The following is a 20,016-nucleotide window of genomic DNA, read 5'->3' on the forward strand; positions in this document are numbered from 1 at the left end:
CGGCAGGGTGTAGCTGGATCGGCGGCTTTGTCGCTCCTCGACAGCTATTAAAATTCAACGGCAGCATGGATCACTCGGGCGCCACCCCGAACTAGCCGCCGTTCACGACCGCTTGCACCCGCAGGCGCGGAAACACCGCTTCGATCGGTGTGCTGTCGGGCAGCACATAGACATAGCCGCCCTTGCCGCGGAACAACGGACGCAGCACGCGGCCGTAAAAGGCCTTGGGCACGTTGATGCATCCAAAGGTGATCCGGTTGTCCTCCGGCGTCGGCGACAACATGCGCTCCCGCCGCTTTTCCCGCGCCGCCGCGTCCTTGGGGATCGGGTGGATCGCGACAGAGGTCGCATAATCCACCCAGAGCACCCGCTCGCCGGCCACTGGCATTCCAAACTTGGCAAGGAAGCGCCCGGCGGGCGTGGTCTTCTCCGCTGGTCCCAGATCGGCGAGCTTCTTGTTGCCGACGCCGGGGCTGGCCGTGTCCCCGGTGGCGATCCCGATCAGCACCGGGACCGCACCGAGCGGTTTGCCCTTTCCATCGAACAGGAACAGCGCGGCGTTTTCCTTGTCCACCACGGCCCAGGGCAGCGCCCGGTTGTCCTTCGTGGTGGCGACCCACTGCGCGACGCGGTCGGCGGCCGGCGACGGGGTGATGGGTGTTTCCGCATCACCGCTGACCGCGGAAACCGGTTGGGGTGCCTTCACCCGCGTGGTGCGCGCCTCCGCCACGACCGGAAGGATCAGCGCGAGCCCAGTCAGCGCCCGCAGAACATGGATCATCGGTTGGACATATCCGGAAAAAAGATCGGCCGTCCCGCAAGGGTCGGCCGATCCGTAACAGTAACAATCTTTATGACGTGCCGATCGGCACGATCAATGGCGCGGACGCCTGGCCGGGCGCTGCTCCTGCGCCGTCAGACGCTGATCAACGCCGTCGACGCGACCGTTGAGCTGGTCAAGCCGCTGCGCGTTGTTCTGCGCCTGGCCGGATGCAGCCTGCGCTTCCGCAAGCGCCGCCTTGGCGGTGCCATCGGTTTCCTGCAGTCGCGCTTCCAGCGTGTCGACGCGCTGGCTGACCGGCGCGATCTGTTCGCGGACATAGGATTTCGTGGCGCAGCCGCTGAGGCCGACGGCACCGGCCAATGTCACCACGGCCAACAGGGATTTTGACGCAAAAGCAGACATACATCTTCCACTCGTTAACTAACTGCAACAATCAAGCTGAGCCGGAAGGGTTCCACAATCCGGTTTCTGTTCGACCGTGCACGGCGCGTGCCGAGTGGAATATGCGTAACCACAAGGCGCAGCAGCGGGGCGATCCGTCGCAAACTGCCTGGGCGATGATGCAGCTATTTCTTTGACCGGTGTGGCGCAGACGGGGCAAAGGGGTCCTCCGGAATATCATCGCCGCGCGGCTTGCGGGCCTTGACCGCTTTTGCTTCGAGCCGCTGGGCCGCGACGCAGCGGCGCAATTCGGCGACCGCCGCGCCGCTGCCGGCAAGATTCAAACGCTCGACCGGCACGTCACCGCGCGCGATATGCAATTCGTTCGACCTGGCGAAATAGGCCGGGAACTTGGCCTCGAAGCTGGTGACGAAACCTTGCTTGCCATCCGATCGCAGTCCGATGGCGGCATGCTTAGCATAGCCGCCGTTCGACAGCCGGAAATCCAGCTTCAGCCGGTCCTTCGGCTTGATCGACCAGTTCGCGTTCAGCACCGACAGGTGGTTGGCGCCGTCCGCGTCCAGGCCGAGCAACAGGGTCGTGTCGCCGGCGCGGTCATAGGTACGCGTCAGGAAACAACCCTGACCATCCTTGCTGGCCGCAACCGTCCAGTCCCCGACATCACGGGCGGCATAGTCGATCGCGCTTGCCGGACTAGCGATCAGGCAGGTCAGGGCGAAGCACGCGGATGGCATAACGGTGCGGATGAAGGCGCGGGCACGCCCGCAGGGGTATTGCGACGGTAGCATGAACTTCTTTTCTCCGCCGCAATCCTAGCCGGCCATATGGCGCTTGACCATCGTCGCGATGCGGCCCGGCTGGCGCATTATCCGCGAAGGCTGCCGCTAACGGATATTGGCGGGTTCGGCGGCATCTTCGGCCTTCATCCGTGCTCTGACACCGCCATCCGTTCCCCTGCCCTCCGCCATGGGCTGGTGAACCGATCCCGCCGTAGCTTGGGTTGGCGTACCCTTTTCGAGTTGCGCGCGGTGCACATTGGCGGCGATCGTCTCGGTCAGGTCGGGCAACAGATGATGGGCGGTGGATGCCATTTGCGCCTTCCATCCCACCGGCAATTCCTCGCGGGGGTGAAGCGAGACCCAGACGAGTGCCTGCACGACCTTTTCCGGCCCGTCCATCAGCACCATGCGATCGGCGCGGCCGCTGTAATTCGCGGTGTGGTGGAAGAAGGGCGTATCCACCGCCCATGGCATCACCGTTGCCACCTTGATCGTGCGCCGGTGCCCGGCATGGCGTATCTCTTCGTTCAGCGATCGGCCCAGGCTGAGCACCCCGGCCTTGGTCGCCGCATAGGTCGTGTGATAGGCGAGCGGCACCTCGCTCTCCACCGAACCCATGTTGACGAGCGTTCCGCTACCTTGGCGCAGAAAGCGGCGAAGCGCGGCGTGGCTGCTATAGATCACGCCCTTCAGATTGACGTCGACGATGCGCGAATAATCCGCCACCGGGACATCCCAGAAACGGCCATTGGCCCCGACGCCGGCGATATTCATCCACACGTCGATCCGGCCGAAGCGGCTTATGGCGGCATCGGCCAGCGCTTCCACCTGATCGGCATCCGCGACGTCCGTCGTCACCACCAAGGCCTGCCCGCCGGCCTCTCGCACCTGGGTGGCCACCTCCTCCAGCAGATCGGTGCGACGGGCCGCGAGCACGACATTGCCCCGCAGCGCACCCAGCCTGAGCGCCACCCCCTGACCCAGGCCGCTCGACGCGCCGGTGACAACATAGGTCCGTCCTGCCACGCGCGCCTGTTCGGAGCGGCCGAGATGCGTCGAGGTCGCGCATCCGGCCAGTGCACTTGTGGCAAGGGAGAGCGCCGCCAGCAGCCCGAGCGAGCGCATCGCTCAGGCTACCGTGAAGTCGGCGTGCGGCCGTTCGTGTGGCCCGTCGTCCGGCAGGGCGGCGATGATCGTCACCTCCTCGACCTCTCTCAGTTGCGGCGTCGGTTCCGGGCGCGTCGGCGGCTTGCGGCGGACCAGTGCAAGGGCAAGCCCGCCACCGATCAGGAGCGTGGCGGCGGCAAGCCCCGGTCGCTTCGTCGCTTTCACATAATAGCTGCGCCGGCGGAGCAGATGCGGTTCGTGCGTGACCCGCTCCTCCCCGCCATAACCCGCCTCGAACAAGGCGCGGTGATGATCGCCACTCGCGTGGCGGGTCCGCGATTGCTGCGAGGTGAAGGACCAGACCGACATCAGCCGGTCCGTCAGCCGCGACGCAACAAGGCCCAGCACGGCCGCCATCCGCGCCGTGACCAGGCCGATGCCGCTGCCGCTGCCGCTGCTGGCGCCGGTTATGACGATCGCCTGCTCGTGCAACGGCTTCAACGTCGGTGCCATGCGCCGTTCCTAACGTGCTTTAATCAACCCAATGATTTCATTGTATTTTCTTTCAGCAGAACGAACGGGTGCCGCTGCGGTTCAGCCCTGCCGGGCTTTTTCGCATCGAAGGGGCCACGCGCCACGAAGCCCCCGGGCGCGAACCTATGGCTGTGCCTGCAACGCGGCGGCGATCATCGCGGCGAGTGCGTCCTCGGCACGTTCCCGGGTACCGGCGTCCTTGGCCATCAGGTCGTGCCGCACCCATTCGGGCGCGCGGCGCACGACGGCGGTGATGGCGTGGAGCATGGGATCGGTCATAGCTCGACTTCGACGATTGCGGTGGCGGTGACAAGCCCCTGCGACGACGTTCGACGCCGCGCGTCAGCGCCGGGCAGGCGGGTCGCCCCCGTTCGGAAAGCCCAGAATGGCGATGGCGCCCGCCGTGTCGTCGATATTTCCGGAGGAACGCCCCGTCTCGTCGGCAAGGGTTTCCACCAGCGAAGAGACCCGACGCGTGTTCGGCGAGGAGGGTTCGGCGGGGTGCCGGGATACCTGCACGTCCGGGCGGCAGAGCATATCCCGAGGCGTCGGAGTGTGGACGGAGGGATCGCACCGATCGCGTCCACCGATCGGGGCGGCAGCGGGAATGCCCTTTTGCGCCATCGACCGGGCTTGCGAAACCTGCGGTATATCGGTGGTCGTCGCGGCGCGTCCGGCTCTGGCGGGACGGATCTGTTCCACCCCCGTCTTTTGTGCCGGTGTCGCTGCCCTTGCGTCGGCTTGCTGGCGCGCAGCCGCCGGTGCTGTGCCGGCAACCAGGAAGATCGTCAACAGTGCGGCGATGCTAGCGTCCCGGCCCGGTCTGGCTGATCGCCATGGTCTGGCCGCCGGTCTGGGTGATGCCGAGATCGGGCAGGCCACTGCCTGTCTGCGTCCAGCGCAGGACATTGCCGTCACCGATCTGTCGCGCGTCCATGGCGTTTCCATCGCCCGTCTGCTCCAGTTCCGCCCGGTTGCCGGCACCGGACTGCTCCAGTCGCATGATGTTGCCCGACCCGTCCTGCGACAGGATCGCCTCGTTCATCAGGCCCTGCATACCGAACTGACGGACCGATGCGGCGTTCCCGCTACCCCTTTGGTAGATCGCAACCGACGCTTCGGCGGTGTCGTCGGGCCGATAACCCGGTGGCGCCATCATCTGGGTAACGTCCGCCATATTGCGCTCACCGTCCTGCTCGATGCGCACGGCCCCACGCGATCCGCCTCGGTGGGTCGCCGTAACAGCGGCGTCGCCCACCTGATCGATCTGCACGCTTTGCTGCGCCGATGGCGGCGCGGGGGTGGCCACCTGCCCGATGATCAGCAACAGAAGCGATGCCGGTCCTGTCATCACCGTACCTCCCGTTACTGACGAACGACGGCCGTGTTGCTGAATCCGTTCTGCGTGATGTTCGCGACATTGTCGTCGGTGAGCTGGTAGATGCTGGCCTTGTTGAACATGCTGTCCTGCGTCACGTCGATCCGGTTGTTGTTACCCGACTGATCAAACTCGACCGACAGGACGTTGCCGAACTGCGTCACCACCGCCGCATTGCCGTTCCCGGACTGGCGCCCATCGATCAGGTTGTCGCGTCCGATCTGGGTCAGGACGGCGGTGTTGCCGTTCCCCGGCTGCTCCAGCGCGATGACCAGGTTTTGCGACGCCGCATCCTCGATCGCGACAGGATCCAGCGGCGTTGCGCCGTCCGCAGGCCTTCCCCCCTGCGCCGTCTGCGCGAAATTGTCGCTGCCGCCCTGACGCAGCGTGACCTGCTGGTTTCCCCGGCCACCCTGCCAGGTGCTCAGACGATTGGCGGTGCCCGTCTGCTCCAAGGTGGCATATTGCGCCCCGGTGCCATGTTGAAAGGCGAGCGCGCTGTTGCCGTCGCCGATCTGCTGGATGGTGGCGACCGAGCCTGCCGGACCGGTTGCAGCGCCCTCGGGCCAGGCGCGCTGGTGCAGCACCAGCGAATTAATGTCGCCCTGCTGTACCACGCCGGCCGACGATCCCTCCGCGCCCCTGCCCTGGTTCACGAAGACATAGCCGCTGGTGCCGGTCTGAAGGACGTCCGCTTGCGCGGCGGTCTTTTGCTGCACCAGTATTTCGCCGTTGCGCGTGCCCTGATCGACATCGGCCCGGGCGCCTGCCGATCCGTCGAACTGCTGGATCGCCAGACGGCTGATGCGGCCCCCCTGCACCACCGTGGCGCTGCTGGCCTCCTGCTGCAGCACGGATAGGCCGACCGACAGGCCGCTTTGCCGGACCGTTACCGTTCCCGCGCCCCGTTGCTCCAGATCGACCGAGCCGCCCGCGACCGACTGCCCCACATCGGCCACCGCGCCATCCGACGCCGCCGTCTGGAGCAGCCTTACCGAACCGCCACCGCCATTCTGGTCGATATAGGCGATGCCGTCCTTACCCTGCTGGTCGACGACGGCGACGTTGGTGATCGACTGGGTGACGAAGGCCGAATTGCCGCTGCCGCTCTGGTTGATCGAGGACTGGTTATACTGGCCGCCCTGGTCCACCACCGCGACCTGGGTGTCGCCGGTCTGCGTGACCTCGCTATAGTTGTTCTGCCCGTCCTGCGCCACGATGGCACTTACCGATCGGCCGAATTGAACGATCCGCGACACGTTCCCGACCAAGCCGCCGCCGGTCTGCATGACATCGGCTGTCGCTGGACCAAAGCCGTGATCGATGACGCTGTCGTGACCACCGCCATATTGCGCGGTCGTGGCCTGGGAAGTTCCCTGCATGATGCTGGCATGGGAACCCGCGGCGCCTGCCGCCGTATGCTGATCGATCGTCGCGCGGGCACCGAAGGACCCCTGCTGGATATAGGCGGTATCGCCACGATCGCCCGCGGTTGGGCCATCGCTTTTCTGCGTGACGGTGGCCTGATGGCCGCGACCGACCTGAATGATCGTCACATCGGCCGCCGCGGCGGTCGCGGTCTGGTCGACCATCGCCACGCTGCCCGAGCTTCCCGCGCCCGTCTGGTCGATGGTCGCGCTGGATTGTGCCAAGGCCGGCACCGCCAACAATGCAAGCGCAGATGTCGATGCGATCATCAGGGTCTTCATGCGCGGTCTCCCTTAAGGAACGGTCAAAGCGTGCTGCGAACGGCGGGTGGAGGCGGGATGGGGTCTAGCGATGCCCTGCGATGCACCTGCAACGGCGGCAGCCGCGCGGCGCCGTCGATGGCGGCCTGCACCTGTTGCGGCGAGTAGCCGCCGTCGCGTTCGCGGTGATAGCGATCGAGCTGCTCGGCACCTGCGTCCGGTGAGGCGAAGGCCCACAGCTTCAGGTCGATGCCTTCCATGATCAGGCCGAACACCGCCTTTTCGATCGCCTGTTGCAGGGCGAGCTGGTCCGGCTCGTTGCTGGTGATGCCCAGTTCCGCCTCCAGCAATTCCTTGAAGGCGACGAATTTGAAGGTGCTCGCGCTGATCGCCCGCGACGCGATGGTCTTTGACGAGGAGACGCTGGCCAGCACCTCGCCGGTGCGTACCGATACCGCCCGCAGGTACACCGTCACCGTGTCCTGCCGATATTCGGTGCGGGCACCCAGGCCCAGAAAGGCCGCACCCGCGCCCCCCGTCACCGTGTTGCTGTCATAGCCGATGACGCCCCCTTCCAGCAGGACGCCGGCGAACAGCAGCGACGGCAGCGCATCGGCATTGATCGCGCTTTCGCCCAGATAGCGTTCGCGCATCTCCCGGATGATCTGCCGCTCGCTGAGCAGGTTCTTCAGTTGCTCGCGCTCGACCACCGTGAACCACCGCCGGTTGCCGGCATCGTGCAGCGCCTTGACGAGGATCGATCCGCCACCCTGGCTGACCGCACGCGACAGCGTCTGCCCGACCTCGCTCGGCTTGAACTGTCCGGTCTGGTCGGTGAAGCCATACACCGCGATCGCGATCGGCCGCGGCGGCGGCGCGATATCGTTCAACAGCCGCTGCGTGGTCGTCTTGGCGGGGATGATCGCCTGCTGCGCGGTCGAGGGCAGCGAACGGTCCGCCGTGTTCAGCATCGTGCAGCCACCGAGAAGCGGCGCCATCATGAGCAGGGTCCGGGGCCGCATCGGTCAGTTTGCCGTGATAAAGGTCGGGATGACGATCGTGGTGATCCCGCCGGTCGCGTCATCCGTGATCGTCAGCGTCACCTCGTCCAGGCTGCGGAAGAACTCCACGGTCTGTCCGCCGAACTTGATCGTCCCCTGCTCCTGCGGGTTCTCGCCGAAGATGGCCTCGACCACCTGCGACGAAAGGGCCGACAACAGCCGGGACTGCAATTGTTGCGCGAAGTTATTGGCCTGTGTCGCATTGGCGCGAGCGGCGGCCGGATCGGTATATTTGTTCTGCGCCGTGGCCAGCCCGAGCAGATGATCCGAGTTGAAGGGATTGCCGCCAAAGCTGGGATTGACCGGCTGGTACACCAGATCCTGCGCGGAGGACGGCGCCGCCGCTGCCGCCGCCCACAGCAGACACATCGCCGACAAGGACGCTTTCGCCCCCATGCTCCCCCCACCTCAGTTCATGGAATTTACAATCCATCGCTAAGGCTTCGGCACCCGAACAGACACTGGGTATGGGGGTTAGTGATCGAAGATACCGGATTTACCCCTTTCAAACAGGGGATTACCCATTGAGGGATCGCCGGCTACCACGAGGCGTGGCCGCCCTCAGGCGGCCGGATCGGTCATCTGATCGGCACAGCGCGGATCGGGCATGTCGAGCGTGGCACAGGCGCCGCGCGCGCAATTCTCGATCGTCACCCGGCCGCGCAACTGGCGCGCCAGGCTGACGATCATCCGCATCCCCAGGCTCTTGCGCGATGCCGCCTTGACGTCGAAGCCGTCCGGCAATCCTGCACCCTCGTCCGTCACCGTCATCACGATGCGTGCATCCCGCGCCGCCAGCCGCACCGCGATCGGGCCGCCGTCCTCGCCATAGGCATATTTGATCGCGTTGGTGACGAGTTCGGTGAGCATCAGGCCGATCGGAATCGCGGTATCGGCACTGATTTCCAGATGCTCGATGTCGCAGGAGATACCGTGCGCCGGCGACTGTTCGGACAGCTGCTCCAGGATGCCGCACGCCAGATCGTCGAGCGCGACGATGCCCACCTTCTCGCCGCGCCACAGCCGGTCGTGCGCCTGCGCGATGGCGGTGATCCGCGCCTGCGCATCGCCCAGCAGGCGCGCGACGCGGGGATCCTCGTCCTCGTGCATCTGGAGGTTCAGCATCGCAGACACCAGCGACAGGCTGTTCTTCACCCGGTGGCTGGCCTCCCGCGTCAGCAATTGCTGATGTTCCACCGCCTCGGCCAGTCGGCGCTCCGCCTCCTGCCGTTCGATCGCAACCCCGATCAGGTTGGCGAAGCCCTGCATGAAGGCCAGGTCGGCTTCCTCGAAATTGCCCTCGTCGGGGCTGTCCACCTCCAGCACGCCGAAGCGGCGGCCGGATGCCTCGACCAGCACGTTGATCGCGCGGCGGATATTGTGCGCCGCCATGAACTCGGGCGTGCGAAACCGTTCCTCATTCTCCAGGTGGTTGGAGATGACGCCCTGCCCGGTCTGGAGCGCGAAGCCGGCGGGCGATCCCAGATCGGTGCGCATCTCGGTCGATCCGACGACACCCGGCGCCCACCCCACGCCGGTGCGCACCAACAGCGTTTCCCGGTCGGGGCGATATTCCAGGAACTTGCAATATTTCGAGCGCATGCCTTGCGCACATAGCTCGGTGGCGCGTTGCAGCATCGGCTCCAGGTCGCGCGCACGCAGCGCCTCGATCCCGAAATCGGCAAGCACGGACTGTTGGCGCAGGCGGTAATGCAGTTCTCCGGTGCCCGTGGCGGTATCCCCGCCGGGCGATTGCTCGATCACGGCCATGCGTGCAGTCTTGCTCCCCTTTTGCTGTTGCAGGAGAATAGGCATCGGCTGGTGGAATTTAAACCGTTGTGATTTGGGCGATATGCGCCGCGGGGACGCGAGGGTGCGCATCTGCACGCTGGACGCGGGCCGTGACACCATCCATCATGCTGAAAAACCAGCATAAGGAGATGGATGTCATGCACAGGCGGATCGCGGCCCGGATACCCGGAAACACGCATCCATGATGCGCCGCCTCCTCGCGCTGGCGCCGCTCGCCCTGCTGATGGGGCAAACGCCCACCGATCCGCACCGCCCGGCGCCGGTCATGGACAGTGTCGCGCCACCGATCCCCGCAGCGGTGAAGCGCGGTGGCATATTGATCTTCTCCAAGACCAACAGCTGGCGCCATATCGAGCATCTGCCCCATTCGAATGCGGTGATCGCCGACCTCGCGCAGGGCTGCGCGCCCAGCTTCTCCACCGAGAACGCCGCCGTCTTCAATCCGCGCGATCTTTCGCGCTTCTCGGTCATCATCCTCAACAGCAGCACCGGCGACCTGTTCACCCCCGTCCAGCGCCAGGCCTTTGCCGACTGGGTGAAGGCCGGCGGCGGCGTGGTCGCGCTGCACGCGGCCGGCGACAACAGCAGCGAAGGCTGGCCGCTCTACCAGCGCGAGATGATCGGCGCGAAGTTCATCGGCCATCCGGGTGGCGAGGATCATATCCAGCCCGCCGCGATCCGCATCGAGCGCCCGGACCATCCGGTAATGGCCGGCGTCACGCTGCCCTGGAACCCGCGCGACGAATGGTATTCCTTTGCCAGCCCGGCCCGGGCGGCCGGCACCACGGTACTCGCGATGCTGGACGAGACCAGCTATCGCCCGTCCGACAAGCTGGCCATGGGCGCGGACCACCCAATCGTCTGGACGCGCATGCTCGGCCGCGGCCGCATCGTCTATTCGGCGCTCGGCCACACGCCCGAGGCGTATGACGATGTCAATTATCGCCGCCTGATCGGCAACGCGATCCGCTGGAGCGCGCCGGCCGCCAGGATGCGCTGCCCTGCCTGAACCGGAAACGGGCGGGAACGACCGCCCGTTTCCCCTTACCTCAGCGCGTCAGCTTCTTGTAGGCCAGACGCGTCGGGCGATCGGCGGCGTCGCCCAGGCGGCGGCGCTTGTCTTCCTCGTACGACTCATAGTTGCCCTCGAACCACTCGACATGGCTGTCGCCCTCAAACGCCAGGATGTGTGTGCACAGGCGATCGAGGAAGAAGCGGTCGTGGCTGATGACCACCGCGCAGCCCGCAAAGGTCTCCAGCGCCTCTTCCAGCGCGCGCAGCGTTTCCACGTCGAGGTCGTTGGTCGGCTCGTCGAGCAGTAGGACGTTGCCGCCCTCCTTCAGCATCTTGGCCATGTGCACGCGGTTGCGCTCACCGCCCGACAACTGGCCGACCTTCTTCTGCTGGTCGGGGCCGCGGAAGTTGAACGCGCCGACATAGGCGCGCGTGCCCAGTTCCTGCTTGCCGAAGCGGAAGACCTCCAGTTCGTCGGAGATTTCCTGCCAGACATTCTTGTCGGGATCGAGATGGTCGCGGCTCTGGTCGACATAGCCGAGCTTCACCGTCGAGCCGATCTCGATCGTGCCGCCATCGGGCTGTTCCTGGCCGGTGATCAGCTTGAACAGCGTCGACTTGCCCGCGCCGTTCGGGCCGATGACGCCGACGATGCCGCCCGGCGGCAGCATGAAGTCGAGATTTTCGAACAACAGCTTGTCGCCATAGGACTTGGTCAGCCCCTTGGCCTCGATCACCTTGCCGCCCAGGCGCTCGGGCAACTGGATCAGGATCTGCGCCTTGCCGGCGACGCGGTTCTCCTGCTTCTCCATCAGCTCGTCGAACGCGCGGATACGCGCCTTGGACTTCGTCTGGCGCGCCTTGGGGGTCTGGCGCATCCAGGCCAGCTCGTCGGCGATCGCGCGCTGACGACCGGCCTCGTCGCGCTCCTCCTGCTCCAGCCGCTTGGCCTTCTTCTCCAGATAGCCCGAATAGTTGGATTCGTAGGTGTAGTAACGGCCGCGATCGAGTTCGAGCACCCAGTTCACGACATTGTCGAGGAAGTAGCGGTCGTGCGTCACCAGAATGACGTTGCCGGTATATTCCTTGAGATAATTCTCCAGCCACGACACGCTTTCGGCGTCCAGATGGTTGGTCGGCTCGTCGAGCAGCAGGATGTCCGGCTTCTCCAGCAGCAGCTTGCACAGCGCCACGCGGCGCTTCTCGCCACCCGACAGCCGCGTCACTTCCGCATCGCCCGGCGGGCAGCGCAAGGCCTCCATCGCCTGTTCGAGCTGGCTGTCGAGCGACCAGCCATCGATCGCGTCGATCTTGGCCTGAAGCTCGCCCATCTCCTCCATCAGCGCATCGAAATCGGTGTCGTCCTGCGGATCGCCCATTTCGGCCGAAATCGCATTGAACCGGTCGATCAGGTCCGCCACCGGGCGCACGCCGTCCTTGACGTTGCCCATCACGTCCTTGGACGGGTCGAGCTGCGGCTCCTGCGCCAGATAGCCGACGCGGACCCCTTCCGCCGCCCAGGCCTCTCCGGTGAAGTCCGGGTCCATCCCCGCCATCACCTTCATCAGCGTCGACTTGCCGGCGCCGTTCGGGCCGATGATCGCGATCTTGGCACCGGGAATGAACTGCAGGTGGATGTTGTTGAGAACGGGCTTGTTCGCGCCCGGGAAGGTCTTGGTCAGACCCTTCATGACGTAGGTGTACTGGACGGCCATCTGGCGCGCGTGCTCCGTGCTTGGGAATGGGTATCGGGAAATCGGATCGCCATGTAATGAGTGGGCGCCCCGTTGGCAAACCGGCTGCGACTACGTAACCCTTGCTGCCATGACGACGCGCTTCATCGCCGCGGCCCTTGCCGCCTCCGCCCTCGCCTCTCCCCTTCTCGCGCAACAGGTTGCGCCGCCCCCGGTCGATCCCGCCGTGGCGGCACTGCGCGATGCGGCGCTGGCCGACAACAGCGCGTGGGACATTGTCGAGGGGCTGACGACCGAGGTCGGGCAGCGCATGGCCGGCACCGAGGCGGAGGCGCGCGCACGGACCTGGTCGGTCGCCAAGCTGAAGGCGATGGGCTTCCAGAACGTGCATATCGAGCCGTACCCGATGCCGGTATGGGAACGTGGGGCCGAGACCGCCGAGATCCTCGCCCCCTTTCCCCAGAAGCTGACGCTGGCCGCGCTCGGCAATTCGGGCGCGACCCCGGCGGGCGGGATCACGGCAGAGGTCGTCGTCTTCCCGACCTATAACGATCTGCTCGCCGCACCCGCCGGCAGCCTTGCCGGGCGCATCGCCTATGTCGGCAACGCGATGCAGCCGACGCAGGACGGATCAAGCTACGGGGCCTTCGGCCCGGCGCGCTTCGTCGGCCCTGCGGTCGCAGCGCAGAAGGGTGCGGTGGCAATCGTCATCCGCTCGATCGGCACCGATCATCACCGCTTCCCGCACACCGGCACCACCACCTTTCCCGACGGGGTGAAGCCGATCCCCGCCGCCGCCCTGTCGGTGCCCGATGCCGAGCAGCTGGAACGCATCGCCGCGCGCGGTAAGCCGGTGCGCATGAAGCTGGTCCTGACGCCGCGGCGCACCGGCGTGCGCGAGTCGGGCAACGTCATCGCCGAGGTGCCCGGCACCGATCCGAACGCCGGCATCGTCCTCGTCGGCGGCCATCTCGACAGCTGGGACCTCGGCACCGGGGCGATCGACGACGCCAGCGGCATCGCGATCACCACCGCCGCTGCCAAGCGGGTCATGGATGCCGGCCGGCCGCGCCGCACCATCCGCGTCGTCTGGTTCGGGGCCGAGGAGGTCGGCGGCTTCGGCGGCGCCGAATATGCCAAGGCCCATGCGCAGGATCGCCATGCCACGGCATCGGAAAGCGATTTCGGCGCCGATCGCATCTGGCGGTTCGAGGTGAACCTGCCGGACAGCGCCCGCGCCGTCGGCGATCGGTTGCAGACCGCCCTTGCCCCGCTCGGCATCGTGCGCGGCCCCGGTGTGGCCGGTGACGGCACCGATATTGGGCCGACGCTGCGGCTGGGCGTGGCGGGCATCGACCTCAACCAGTCGGGCCAGCAATATTTCGACACCCACCATACGCCCGACGACACCATTGACCGGATCGATCCCCAGGCGCTGCGCCAGAACGTCGCCGCCTGGACCGCGATGCTGGCCGTGGTGGCCAACGCGCCGGAAGAAATCGGCAGTGTCAAATCGCCGCGTTAACCAGTTGCAATGATCCGATGTGGCACCCTCGGTTCGTCGCGAACCTTGCTGAGAGGTGAATTTTGCGGATTGACCGGGGGGAAGCGTGCGGTATTTGAGCCGCTTCGCGACGGCAATCGGGTCGGCCGCGATGATTGCTTATGCTTGGGAGCATTCGAATGAAGAAGATCGCCTTTGTTCTCGCTGCCGCCGGCCTGATGTCCGTGGCCGCCTGCAACAAGTCGCCGGAAGCTGCTGCTGTTGAGAACAACGCAGACATGCTGGCCGACAACATGGAAATGCAGGCCGACAACATCGACGCGCTGGCTGACAACACCGCCAACGCTTCGGAAGCTGCCGTTCTGGAGAACGCCGCAGACAACATGAACGCGACCGCGGACAACGTCCGTGACGCGGCTGAGGCGAAGGCCGACAACATGCAGTAATGCCGCATCGGGCCGATCGGCCCGACGCGATTCTGCTGTTACGGAAAAAGGCGCTCCGACATTCGGGGCGCCTTTTTTCATGTGCGGGCACCGTTTCCCCGGTTGCGGGATTGCCCTGCCCCGCGCTACGGACGCGGCGGGGGCCTGTAGCTCAATGGTTAGAGCTGGCCGCTCATAACGGCTAGGTTGCGGGTTCGAGTCCTGCCGGGCCCACCACCCCCACATCGCATGTCTTCCATTTGTTCTCACCCTCCCCTAGTAGGGGGCCTCTGAAGACGCGCGATGTTTCTCACACGTTCTCATCCGTAATCTGCACTTAGCGGCTGATCCGGGGGTATGCGTGGGGATATCGTCAAGGATAGTGGGGGTATCGTGCCGCTGACCGCTGCCCAGGTGAAGAACGCCAAGCCAGAATCAGACCGCGACTACAAGCTGGCAGACGAGAAGGGCCTGTACCTGCTCGTCACCAGGAAGGGCGCAAAGTCGTGGCGTTTGAAGTACCGACACGGCGGAAAAGAGCGGCTGATGACCTTCGGGCTCTTTCCCGACGTATCACTGGCGGACGCGCGCGACCGGCGCGAACAGGCGCGGCGGCTGCTCCGCGACGGCAAAGATCCGATGCTTGAGGCAGAGCGCGCCCGGCACGCTGCGATCGCGGCAGCGGGCGCCACGTTCCGGGCTGCGGCTGAGAAATGGCACGAGAGCGAAAAGGCCCGCTGGTCACCACGGCATGGCGGCGTCGTCATGAACGCGCTCAAGCGTGACGTCTTTCCTGAAATGGGCCGGCTCCCGATCGCCGATATCGACGGCCCCCTGATTCTGCGCGTGCTGCGCCAAGTCGAGAAGCGCGGAGCGATTGAGACCGCCAAGCGTGTGCTCGGCTACATCTCCGCTATCTACGTGTTCGCCAAGGGTGAGCATCTGGTAACGACGAACCCTACGGCCGATCTAATCGACGCGCTGCGCCCGACGCCGCGCGGATCGAAGCAGCCGGCGCTGACCAGCGTCCCTGCCCTGCTGGACCTCCAGCGAACAGTCGACGGCTCCACCTCCAATCCGATGACCAAGCTGGGATCGCGGTTGCTGGCGCTGACCGCGGTCCGCGTGGGCGTCCTGCGGACCGCATGCTGGTCGGAATTCGAGGGAATCGACTGGGGCGACGTGCAGGCCCCTGCCCCCGCGGCTGTCTGGCGCATCTCCGCGGAGCGCATGAAGCTGGGCGTGGACGAGAAGGGTGACGAGGCATTCGACCATGACGTGCCGCTGGCGCCGGCGGCAGTCGAAGTACTGCGCGCGCTGCGAGTGCTGACCGGGCGCCTCAATCTGCTGTTCCCCAGCCAGAAGTCGACGCGGGTGCCGATGAGCGATAGCGCGTTCAGCACGCTCTATAAGCGGATGGCATCCGGCGCCTATCGCAGCCGGCATGTACCGCACGGCTGGCGCTCCGCATTCTCCACGATCATGAACGAGTGGACGATCGATCACGGCCGCGACGGCGACCGGATGCTGATCGACCTGATGCTGGCCCACCTGCCACGCGGCATGTCCGCGAGTGAGTTCGCCTATAATCGCGCGCGGTATTCAGCGCGGCGGCGTGCCCTCGGCGAGGCGTGGGCCGCCATGATCACCGAGGGGCTGCAATCGCCTTGGGAGTTGGTGAAGGGTCACGAGCGATAGCCGACCGGGTCAGCAACCCAGGCATCGACATCGCTCTGATACCATCCGACCATCTTGGGCCCGAGATGCTGCTTGCGCGGAAAGGTGCGGGCAGCCTCGCGACGGTAAATCGTCGCGGTCGATAGGCCGGTGCGACGCCGCACATCGCTGATCCGCAAGATGCTATCGGCGCGGCGGTCGATCTGGGCGAGCGCGTTCATGCGCATGTCTCCTGGAGGTGGGCGACCGGGTCGACCCATGACCCGGCGGCGTCATAAAATTCAGGTGAATGGGTGTCCCCGTCGTCGCATCTATCGCACTGGATGCGCGCCACGGCAGCGATCGGCGGGTCGGTGTCCGCCCGCTGCGCCATCATCTCCCGATCGCAGTCGGGGCAATGGAGCAAGATCGGCGGCAGGGTGTCTGCGTCACGCATCGGTGCGGCTCTCCCCTTCATCGACAAGGCGCAGGTTCGGCCGGCCTTCCTGAGCGGCGAGGACGCCCGCAACCAGCGGACGACGCGTCCGCCGAGAAGCCCATGAATTTCTTGACCAAATTTTCCCACCATGCTGAATTCCTCTAACAAGGGTTAGGGAGTGTTCACCATTTCTGATGACCGATGGGACGAGCAGGCCACGTTGTATGTCCTCGCGACGCAAAAGGACGGCACCTTCTTGCAAGCACCCAACCTGTTGGGGACGCTCAAGGAATTGGTCATCTCGGTAGGCAAGCTTTATCGGGGCGCTACCGTGACGATTGTCATGGAGAGCGGCCGGGAATACGGGACGCGCGAGATCGTCCGACTGCAACGAGACGTGCCTGCCCCTAAACGTTGAGGCGGCGAGTATCAGCGCGCGGCTCATGCTGCGGCGCCCAGGCTGATGCGGTCGGCGGCGGTCATGTCGTCGCGGGCACACCCGGCGCACATGGGCTGAAACATGTCGATCTGGCGTGGGTCGACCGGGGCCGGCATCGGTTCGCCCCAGCCCCACCCATGCTTGGCGCGGGCACGGCGCTCCAGATCTACCAGCCAGGCACCCCATTCCGGATAGATTGCGGCGGCCTCGCCACGAGACTGCGCCGATTGCATCGTGCCGCACATGCATTCGCCCGACCGACAAAGCTGGATCGCCACGGGATTGATCGGCGTCCCACGCAGGCGAAGATACTGGTCGCGATCACCCGCCGTCCAATCGTGGATGATATTCACCCAGATATTACCGGGGCAGGCCTTGTCGCGACGCGTCTCTGGCAAATTAATCTGCCGGTTCTCGCTTTCAGAAGCCCTGGCTCCGTTGAGTAGCAGCACCCGCACGCCGCGCTTGCCGTGCCGGATCGCGCGCGAAATCGCCTTCCGCATCGGCGTTGCTTTGAGCACCCGGTAGGAAAAATTGTGAGCGGTGCGGCCGATGCCGAAGAAGCCCTTCCGCATCACGTATTCCTCATAGGCGTCGCCGGCATCTGCCATGACGAAGTCGGGCCCCAAATTGCCGTAGTGATCGACTACATGCTCCGTCGTCTGACGGATGCCGGTACCGGTGCGGCAATGGAGAATAAGGTCGATCTTCACGCCCAGCTCTCGCGCCAGTTCGACTTCGGCGGCACTGTCGCGGCCGCCCGAGACGGTGGCGACGATATGCGTGGGCTGCACTTCCTTGATGACGCGATCAATTCGCTCGGCGGACAGCCGCATCGCACGCGCTAGGGAGGGGCCGAGCTTCATGCTTTCGAGGTCGGTCGACGCGTCGAACATTTCAGGCTGCATCATGCTGCGGACCGTTCAAAAAGAAGCTTCGGCTCGATGGGATGCTTGTCAGCACGGGGCCGCGAGGGGACCGACCAGGACCGGCCGGGCGTCTCTGCGATCAGCTTCCACCCGGCGGCAGCCAGCGACACACCCGGCTCACGCTTTAGGATGTACGTGCCGATCCGGCGGTACCCGAGCGCGAAGGCGGCGCGTGCAGCTGCGCCATAGAGAAATGAACAGGCGTTGCGGTGCCCGGTCGTGCAAAGCCGCGTCACTTCCAGCGTCTCGCCGTCATCGCGATGGCGGGATACAGGACGGCCGACGATCACCACGCCGACGAGATCGCCGGCTGCCATCGCCCCCAGGCTGAAGATGTGGCCGACAGGCGGCGTGTGGTGGCGGTGATGCTCCCGCACGAAGGCGGCGGCATCTGTGAAACGGACTGGTGCGATGATTAGGGCGCGGGTCATGCGGCCAACCTGGGTTCTGCGTAAGGTTCCGGCTTCCGCGCCTGCGCTTCGCGGTGCAGGGTGCGTCGATGCACTGGCCCTTCGTAATCCATCAGACCTACCACCGTCGGCAAGAGATCCACGCGCGCTACGGCGGTCAGCAGCAAGGAGGCATCTCTACCCCCGCCGCCTTTCCCGGCATCTTTATCTTCACAGGACACGGCGCTGGCATTGTCGGATACCGAGACCAGCACGAACCCGACGGCAGCCTGCGTTACACGGGGCAAGGCCAGCGTGGGCCGATGGAAATGCGTTCTGGTAATCGCGCTATCCGCGACCATGCGCAGAACGGCAAAGATCTGCTCGTCTTCACGCAGCAGAGGAAAGGCGGCGCTGTCCGCTTTGACGGCATATTCATGTGCGCGGGCTGGGAAACGGAAATGCAGCCCGACATCGAGGGTGTCGACCGCGAAGCGATAGTCTTCCGGCTGACCCCGCTTCGAGAATCGGATCTTGAAGCAAATGACCTGACCAGTGAGCCAGAACCAGAGACGGTGTTTGCCGACCTGCGGCTGCGCGCACTGGCCGCGGGCGCACCCCCACGCACGAAGATCGATCAGGCCCCCCGAACTGTCTTTGAGCGCAGCCGTGATGTGCGGGATTACGTGCTGCAAAGAGCAAACGGCGCCTGTGAAGGCTGCGGTCAACCAGCCCCATTCACCACAGCGAGCGGCCGCCCCTATTTGGAAGCTCATCACATCCGGCGATTGAGTGACGGAGGCCCGGACGACATCCGATATGTCGCAGGCATCTGCCCGAATTGCCATCGCCGTGCGCATTTTTCGACGGATCGAGACGCGTTCAATTCCGAGCTGGCACTGACCGTGCAGCGTCTGGAAGCTGAATTGGATCATGCCACCGGTTGATGCTGCGATCCTGTCGATATTGCGGGCGCGGGGCAGCGCGCGGGATGCGTTAACGCGATCCACACACAATTCAGGGACTTGGGCGGCATGCAAACGATGCTCATCATGCTCGCAAGCGTGCTCGTACCCCTGCCGGTCATCTTGGCACTGGCATACAGCCTCACGCTGATGGATCTTCGGGCAGGCAGCCCGATCGACTGACAAGAGCGCATAGCCGCACACCTGATCGCGACCGGGCGAACCGCTTTGCTGTCGGGTTGCTTCGGTGCGCACAGCACTCAGCCGCACTCGATCATGTTGATCGCTAGAAGTGTTTAGCGCGGCATCATTTATTACGATATCGATCGTGCCAGATAATAACACGGAGGGGTTATGGGCATCGTCGCGGAAGTCGTTGTTCTCTGGGTTTTGGCGTCGGTCCCAATGGGAATCGTGTTCGGTCGCGCCGTCGCTGCAGGGCAGGTTTTCCACCCGCGTTGACACCGGCCGCGTCCCCTCGCCCGCTACCAAGCAGACGATCGGATCAAGGCGATGGCATATAAATCCTGGGGTGAGCCCGCGGTACTCTGTGTCATCGTGGGCACGGGTGATGAGCGCCGGCGCGAGGTTCCGAACCTGACCGGGACGCTGGGGCAGCTCGTTGATGCGGTAGGCGCGTTCTACGCTGACGAAAGTGTCCTTATCCGGATCTCGACGGGTGAGACGTACGAAGCCGATGCGATCGCCGCGCTCGCCAAACTTCGATCGCGAGAGGCGGACACCACGCCCCCTGCCCTGCCGATACGGTAGTGTGCCCACCGGGATCACGCGAACACCCACGCAAATACGGCAGTCCAAAAGATCAGCCCCACGAGCGCGCAAGCGGCCCACGTTTTGAGGTCGATCGATGCGCACGCGATGTCCTTGATCGGATGCTCGCCAGCGTGCGAGCACGCCCAGGTCGATGCGTGACGGGGAGCGGTCCAGTCCTGCCCTGCCATGGTGTGGCGCGGGGCGAGCGGTACGGTCTTGCGGATAGCAACCATCGTGCGGTCT

At 65.2% G+C, this 20,016-nt stretch carries 23 protein-coding genes and 1 tRNA gene; 6 read left to right on the top strand and 18 right to left on the bottom strand.

Annotation, left to right across the window (positions count from 1 at the left end; all coding sequences use genetic code 11):
- Positions 1 to 91: 91 nt before the first annotated feature.
- From NPJ82_RS08995 to NPJ82_RS09050, 12 genes are all read right to left on the bottom strand, one after another.
- Positions 92 to 781, bottom strand: coding sequence for a hypothetical protein (locus NPJ82_RS08995; protein WP_342657086.1), 690 nt, complete (start codon positions 779 to 781; stop codon positions 92 to 94).
- Positions 782 to 874: 93 nt separating this feature from the next.
- Positions 875 to 1,186, bottom strand: a complete 312-nt coding sequence (locus NPJ82_RS09000) for a hypothetical protein (protein ID WP_149682879.1) — start codon at positions 1,184 to 1,186, stop codon at positions 875 to 877.
- 164 nt (positions 1,187 to 1,350) lie between these two features.
- Positions 1,351 to 1,974, bottom strand: a complete 624-nt coding sequence (locus NPJ82_RS09005) for a hypothetical protein (RefSeq protein ID WP_342657087.1) — start codon at positions 1,972 to 1,974, stop codon at positions 1,351 to 1,353.
- A 96-nt stretch (positions 1,975 to 2,070) separates the two neighbouring features.
- The gene (locus NPJ82_RS09010) at positions 2,071 to 3,090 is read right to left on the bottom strand and encodes an SDR family NAD(P)-dependent oxidoreductase (RefSeq protein WP_342657088.1); all 1,020 of its coding nucleotides are present in this window, start codon (positions 3,088 to 3,090) and stop codon (positions 2,071 to 2,073) included.
- A 3-nt stretch (positions 3,091 to 3,093) separates the two neighbouring features.
- A complete protein-coding gene (locus NPJ82_RS09015; protein ID WP_342657089.1) occupies positions 3,094 to 3,585 on the bottom strand; it encodes a hypothetical protein in 492 nt (163 codons plus the stop codon).
- Between the two features lie 144 nt (positions 3,586 to 3,729).
- On the bottom strand, positions 3,730 to 3,885 hold the full coding sequence (locus tag NPJ82_RS09020) for a DUF6771 family protein (protein ID WP_162844010.1): 156 nt from the start codon (positions 3,883 to 3,885) through the stop codon (positions 3,730 to 3,732).
- Between the two features lie 63 nt (positions 3,886 to 3,948).
- Positions 3,949 to 4,398 carry a hypothetical protein gene (locus NPJ82_RS09025; RefSeq protein ID WP_342657090.1) on the bottom strand — a complete coding sequence of 150 codons (450 nt, stop codon included), beginning with the start codon at positions 4,396 to 4,398 and terminating at the stop codon, positions 3,949 to 3,951.
- Between the two features lie 13 nt (positions 4,399 to 4,411).
- Entirely contained in the window at positions 4,412 to 4,957 is a 546-nt protein-coding gene (locus tag NPJ82_RS09030; RefSeq protein WP_342657091.1) for a hypothetical protein, read from the bottom strand.
- Between the two features lie 14 nt (positions 4,958 to 4,971).
- Entirely contained in the window at positions 4,972 to 6,693 is a 1,722-nt protein-coding gene (locus NPJ82_RS09035) for a hypothetical protein (RefSeq protein ID WP_342657092.1), read from the bottom strand.
- 23 nt (positions 6,694 to 6,716) lie between these two features.
- Positions 6,717 to 7,673, bottom strand: a complete 957-nt coding sequence (locus NPJ82_RS09040) for a CsgG/HfaB family protein (protein WP_342657093.1) — start codon at positions 7,671 to 7,673, stop codon at positions 6,717 to 6,719.
- Positions 7,674 to 7,697: 24 nt separating this feature from the next.
- Positions 7,698 to 8,129, bottom strand: a complete 432-nt coding sequence (locus tag NPJ82_RS09045; RefSeq protein WP_235904092.1) for a curli assembly protein CsgF — start codon at positions 8,127 to 8,129, stop codon at positions 7,698 to 7,700.
- Positions 8,130 to 8,294: 165 nt separating this feature from the next.
- Complete coding sequence (locus NPJ82_RS09050; RefSeq protein WP_342657094.1) at positions 8,295 to 9,503, bottom strand: histidine kinase dimerization/phosphoacceptor domain -containing protein; 1,209 nt, start codon at positions 9,501 to 9,503, stop codon at positions 8,295 to 8,297.
- Between the two features lie 223 nt (positions 9,504 to 9,726).
- Between NPJ82_RS09050 and NPJ82_RS09055 the strand changes: the two genes are divergently transcribed.
- Positions 9,727 to 10,554, top strand: coding sequence for a ThuA domain-containing protein (locus NPJ82_RS09055; RefSeq protein ID WP_342657095.1), 828 nt, complete (start codon positions 9,727 to 9,729; stop codon positions 10,552 to 10,554).
- A gap of 40 nt (positions 10,555 to 10,594) precedes the next feature.
- Here NPJ82_RS09055 and ettA read toward each other — a convergent pair whose 3' ends face one another.
- Positions 10,595 to 12,274 (bottom strand): energy-dependent translational throttle protein EttA, encoded by a 1,680-nt coding sequence (gene ettA, locus NPJ82_RS09060; protein ID WP_149682873.1) that lies wholly within the window; start codon positions 12,272 to 12,274, stop codon positions 10,595 to 10,597.
- A 109-nt stretch (positions 12,275 to 12,383) separates the two neighbouring features.
- Between ettA and NPJ82_RS09065 the strand changes: the two genes are divergently transcribed.
- The 4 genes from NPJ82_RS09065 to NPJ82_RS09080 all read left to right on the top strand — a co-directional run bounded on the left by NPJ82_RS09065 (position 12,384) and on the right by NPJ82_RS09080 (position 15,880).
- Entirely contained in the window at positions 12,384 to 13,778 is a 1,395-nt protein-coding gene (locus NPJ82_RS09065; RefSeq protein WP_342657096.1) for a M20/M25/M40 family metallo-hydrolase, read from the top strand.
- Positions 13,779 to 13,936: 158 nt separating this feature from the next.
- Entirely contained in the window at positions 13,937 to 14,203 is a 267-nt protein-coding gene (locus tag NPJ82_RS09070) for a hypothetical protein (protein ID WP_112383313.1), read from the top strand.
- A gap of 140 nt (positions 14,204 to 14,343) precedes the next feature.
- A tRNA-Ile gene (locus tag NPJ82_RS09075) sits at positions 14,344 to 14,419 on the top strand.
- Positions 14,420 to 14,575: 156 nt separating this feature from the next.
- Positions 14,576 to 15,880, top strand: a complete 1,305-nt coding sequence (locus NPJ82_RS09080; RefSeq protein WP_342657097.1) for an integrase arm-type DNA-binding domain-containing protein — start codon at positions 14,576 to 14,578, stop codon at positions 15,878 to 15,880.
- On the opposite strand, the gene NPJ82_RS09085 is transcribed toward NPJ82_RS09080, so the two are convergent.
- Positions 15,868 to 16,080, bottom strand: coding sequence for an AlpA family phage regulatory protein (locus tag NPJ82_RS09085; protein ID WP_342657098.1), 213 nt, complete (start codon positions 16,078 to 16,080; stop codon positions 15,868 to 15,870). The two genes, NPJ82_RS09080 and NPJ82_RS09085, sit on opposite strands and share 13 nt — an antisense overlap.
- Before the next feature lie 375 nt (positions 16,081 to 16,455).
- Here NPJ82_RS09085 and NPJ82_RS09090 point away from each other — a divergent pair, with 375 nt between their 5' ends.
- The gene (locus NPJ82_RS09090; RefSeq protein WP_342657099.1) at positions 16,456 to 16,695 is read left to right on the top strand and encodes a hypothetical protein; all 240 of its coding nucleotides are present in this window, start codon (positions 16,456 to 16,458) and stop codon (positions 16,693 to 16,695) included.
- Between the two features lie 23 nt (positions 16,696 to 16,718).
- Here NPJ82_RS09090 and NPJ82_RS09095 read toward each other — a convergent pair whose 3' ends face one another.
- From NPJ82_RS09095 to NPJ82_RS09110, 4 genes are read right to left on the bottom strand one after another with little or no spacing between them, the layout of a single operon-like run.
- Positions 16,719 to 17,627: a phosphoadenosine phosphosulfate reductase family protein gene (locus tag NPJ82_RS09095; protein WP_342657100.1), complete on the bottom strand. Its 909-nt coding sequence runs from the start codon at positions 17,625 to 17,627 to the stop codon at positions 16,719 to 16,721.
- A complete protein-coding gene (locus tag NPJ82_RS09100) occupies positions 17,624 to 18,076 on the bottom strand; it encodes an XF1762 family protein (RefSeq protein WP_342657101.1) in 453 nt (150 codons plus the stop codon). The genes NPJ82_RS09095 and NPJ82_RS09100 overlap by 4 nt, the downstream gene beginning before the upstream one ends.
- Positions 18,073 to 19,788, bottom strand: coding sequence for a hypothetical protein (locus NPJ82_RS09105; RefSeq protein ID WP_342657102.1), 1,716 nt, complete (start codon positions 19,786 to 19,788; stop codon positions 18,073 to 18,075). The genes NPJ82_RS09100 and NPJ82_RS09105 overlap by 4 nt, the downstream gene beginning before the upstream one ends.
- The gene (locus NPJ82_RS09110) at positions 19,785 to 20,006 is read right to left on the bottom strand and encodes a hypothetical protein (protein ID WP_342657103.1); all 222 of its coding nucleotides are present in this window, start codon (positions 20,004 to 20,006) and stop codon (positions 19,785 to 19,787) included. Before NPJ82_RS09110 ends, NPJ82_RS09105 begins: the two co-directional genes overlap by 4 nt.
- Between the last annotated feature and the right edge of the window lie 10 nt (positions 20,007 to 20,016).

This window comes from Sphingomonas sp. NY01, from assembly GCF_038809135.1.
GTDB lineage: Bacteria > Pseudomonadota > Alphaproteobacteria > Sphingomonadales > Sphingomonadaceae > Sphingomonas > Sphingomonas carotinifaciens.

Bases quoted from the DNA above. Each gene is read 5' to 3' on its own strand.
- NPJ82_RS08995 (WP_342657086.1), bottom strand. From the start codon at position 781: ATGATCCATGTTCTGCGGGCGCTGACTGGGCTCGCGCTGATCCTTCCG.
- NPJ82_RS09000 (WP_149682879.1), bottom strand. From the start codon at position 1,186: ATGTCTGCTTTTGCGTCAAAATCCCTGTTGGCCGTGGTGACATTGGCC.
- NPJ82_RS09005 (WP_342657087.1), bottom strand. From the start codon at position 1,974: ATGCTACCGTCGCAATACCCCTGCGGGCGTGCCCGCGCCTTCATCCGC.
- NPJ82_RS09010 (WP_342657088.1), bottom strand. From the start codon at position 3,090: ATGCGCTCGCTCGGGCTGCTGGCGGCGCTCTCCCTTGCCACAAGTGCA.
- NPJ82_RS09015 (WP_342657089.1), bottom strand. From the start codon at position 3,585: ATGGCACCGACGTTGAAGCCGTTGCACGAGCAGGCGATCGTCATAACC.
- NPJ82_RS09020 (WP_162844010.1), bottom strand. From the start codon at position 3,885: ATGACCGATCCCATGCTCCACGCCATCACCGCCGTCGTGCGCCGCGCG.
- NPJ82_RS09030 (WP_342657091.1), bottom strand. From the start codon at position 4,957: ATGACAGGACCGGCATCGCTTCTGTTGCTGATCATCGGGCAGGTGGCC.
- NPJ82_RS09035 (WP_342657092.1), bottom strand. From the start codon at position 6,693: ATGAAGACCCTGATGATCGCATCGACATCTGCGCTTGCATTGTTGGCG.
- NPJ82_RS09040 (WP_342657093.1), bottom strand. From the start codon at position 7,673: ATGATGGCGCCGCTTCTCGGTGGCTGCACGATGCTGAACACGGCGGAC.
- NPJ82_RS09045 (WP_235904092.1), bottom strand. From the start codon at position 8,129: ATGGGGGCGAAAGCGTCCTTGTCGGCGATGTGTCTGCTGTGGGCGGCG.
- NPJ82_RS09050 (WP_342657094.1), bottom strand. From the start codon at position 9,503: ATGGCCGTGATCGAGCAATCGCCCGGCGGGGATACCGCCACGGGCACC.
- NPJ82_RS09055 (WP_342657095.1), top strand. From the start codon at position 9,727: ATGATGCGCCGCCTCCTCGCGCTGGCGCCGCTCGCCCTGCTGATGGGG.
- ettA (WP_149682873.1), bottom strand. From the start codon at position 12,274: ATGGCCGTCCAGTACACCTACGTCATGAAGGGTCTGACCAAGACCTTC.
- NPJ82_RS09065 (WP_342657096.1), top strand. From the start codon at position 12,384: ATGACGACGCGCTTCATCGCCGCGGCCCTTGCCGCCTCCGCCCTCGCC.
- NPJ82_RS09070 (WP_112383313.1), top strand. From the start codon at position 13,937: ATGAAGAAGATCGCCTTTGTTCTCGCTGCCGCCGGCCTGATGTCCGTG.
- NPJ82_RS09085 (WP_342657098.1), bottom strand. From the start codon at position 16,080: ATGAACGCGCTCGCCCAGATCGACCGCCGCGCCGATAGCATCTTGCGG.
- NPJ82_RS09095 (WP_342657100.1), bottom strand. From the start codon at position 17,627: ATGATGCAGCCTGAAATGTTCGACGCGTCGACCGACCTCGAAAGCATG.
- NPJ82_RS09100 (WP_342657101.1), bottom strand. From the start codon at position 18,076: ATGACCCGCGCCCTAATCATCGCACCAGTCCGTTTCACAGATGCCGCC.
- NPJ82_RS09110 (WP_342657103.1), bottom strand. From the start codon at position 20,006: ATGGTTGCTATCCGCAAGACCGTACCGCTCGCCCCGCGCCACACCATG.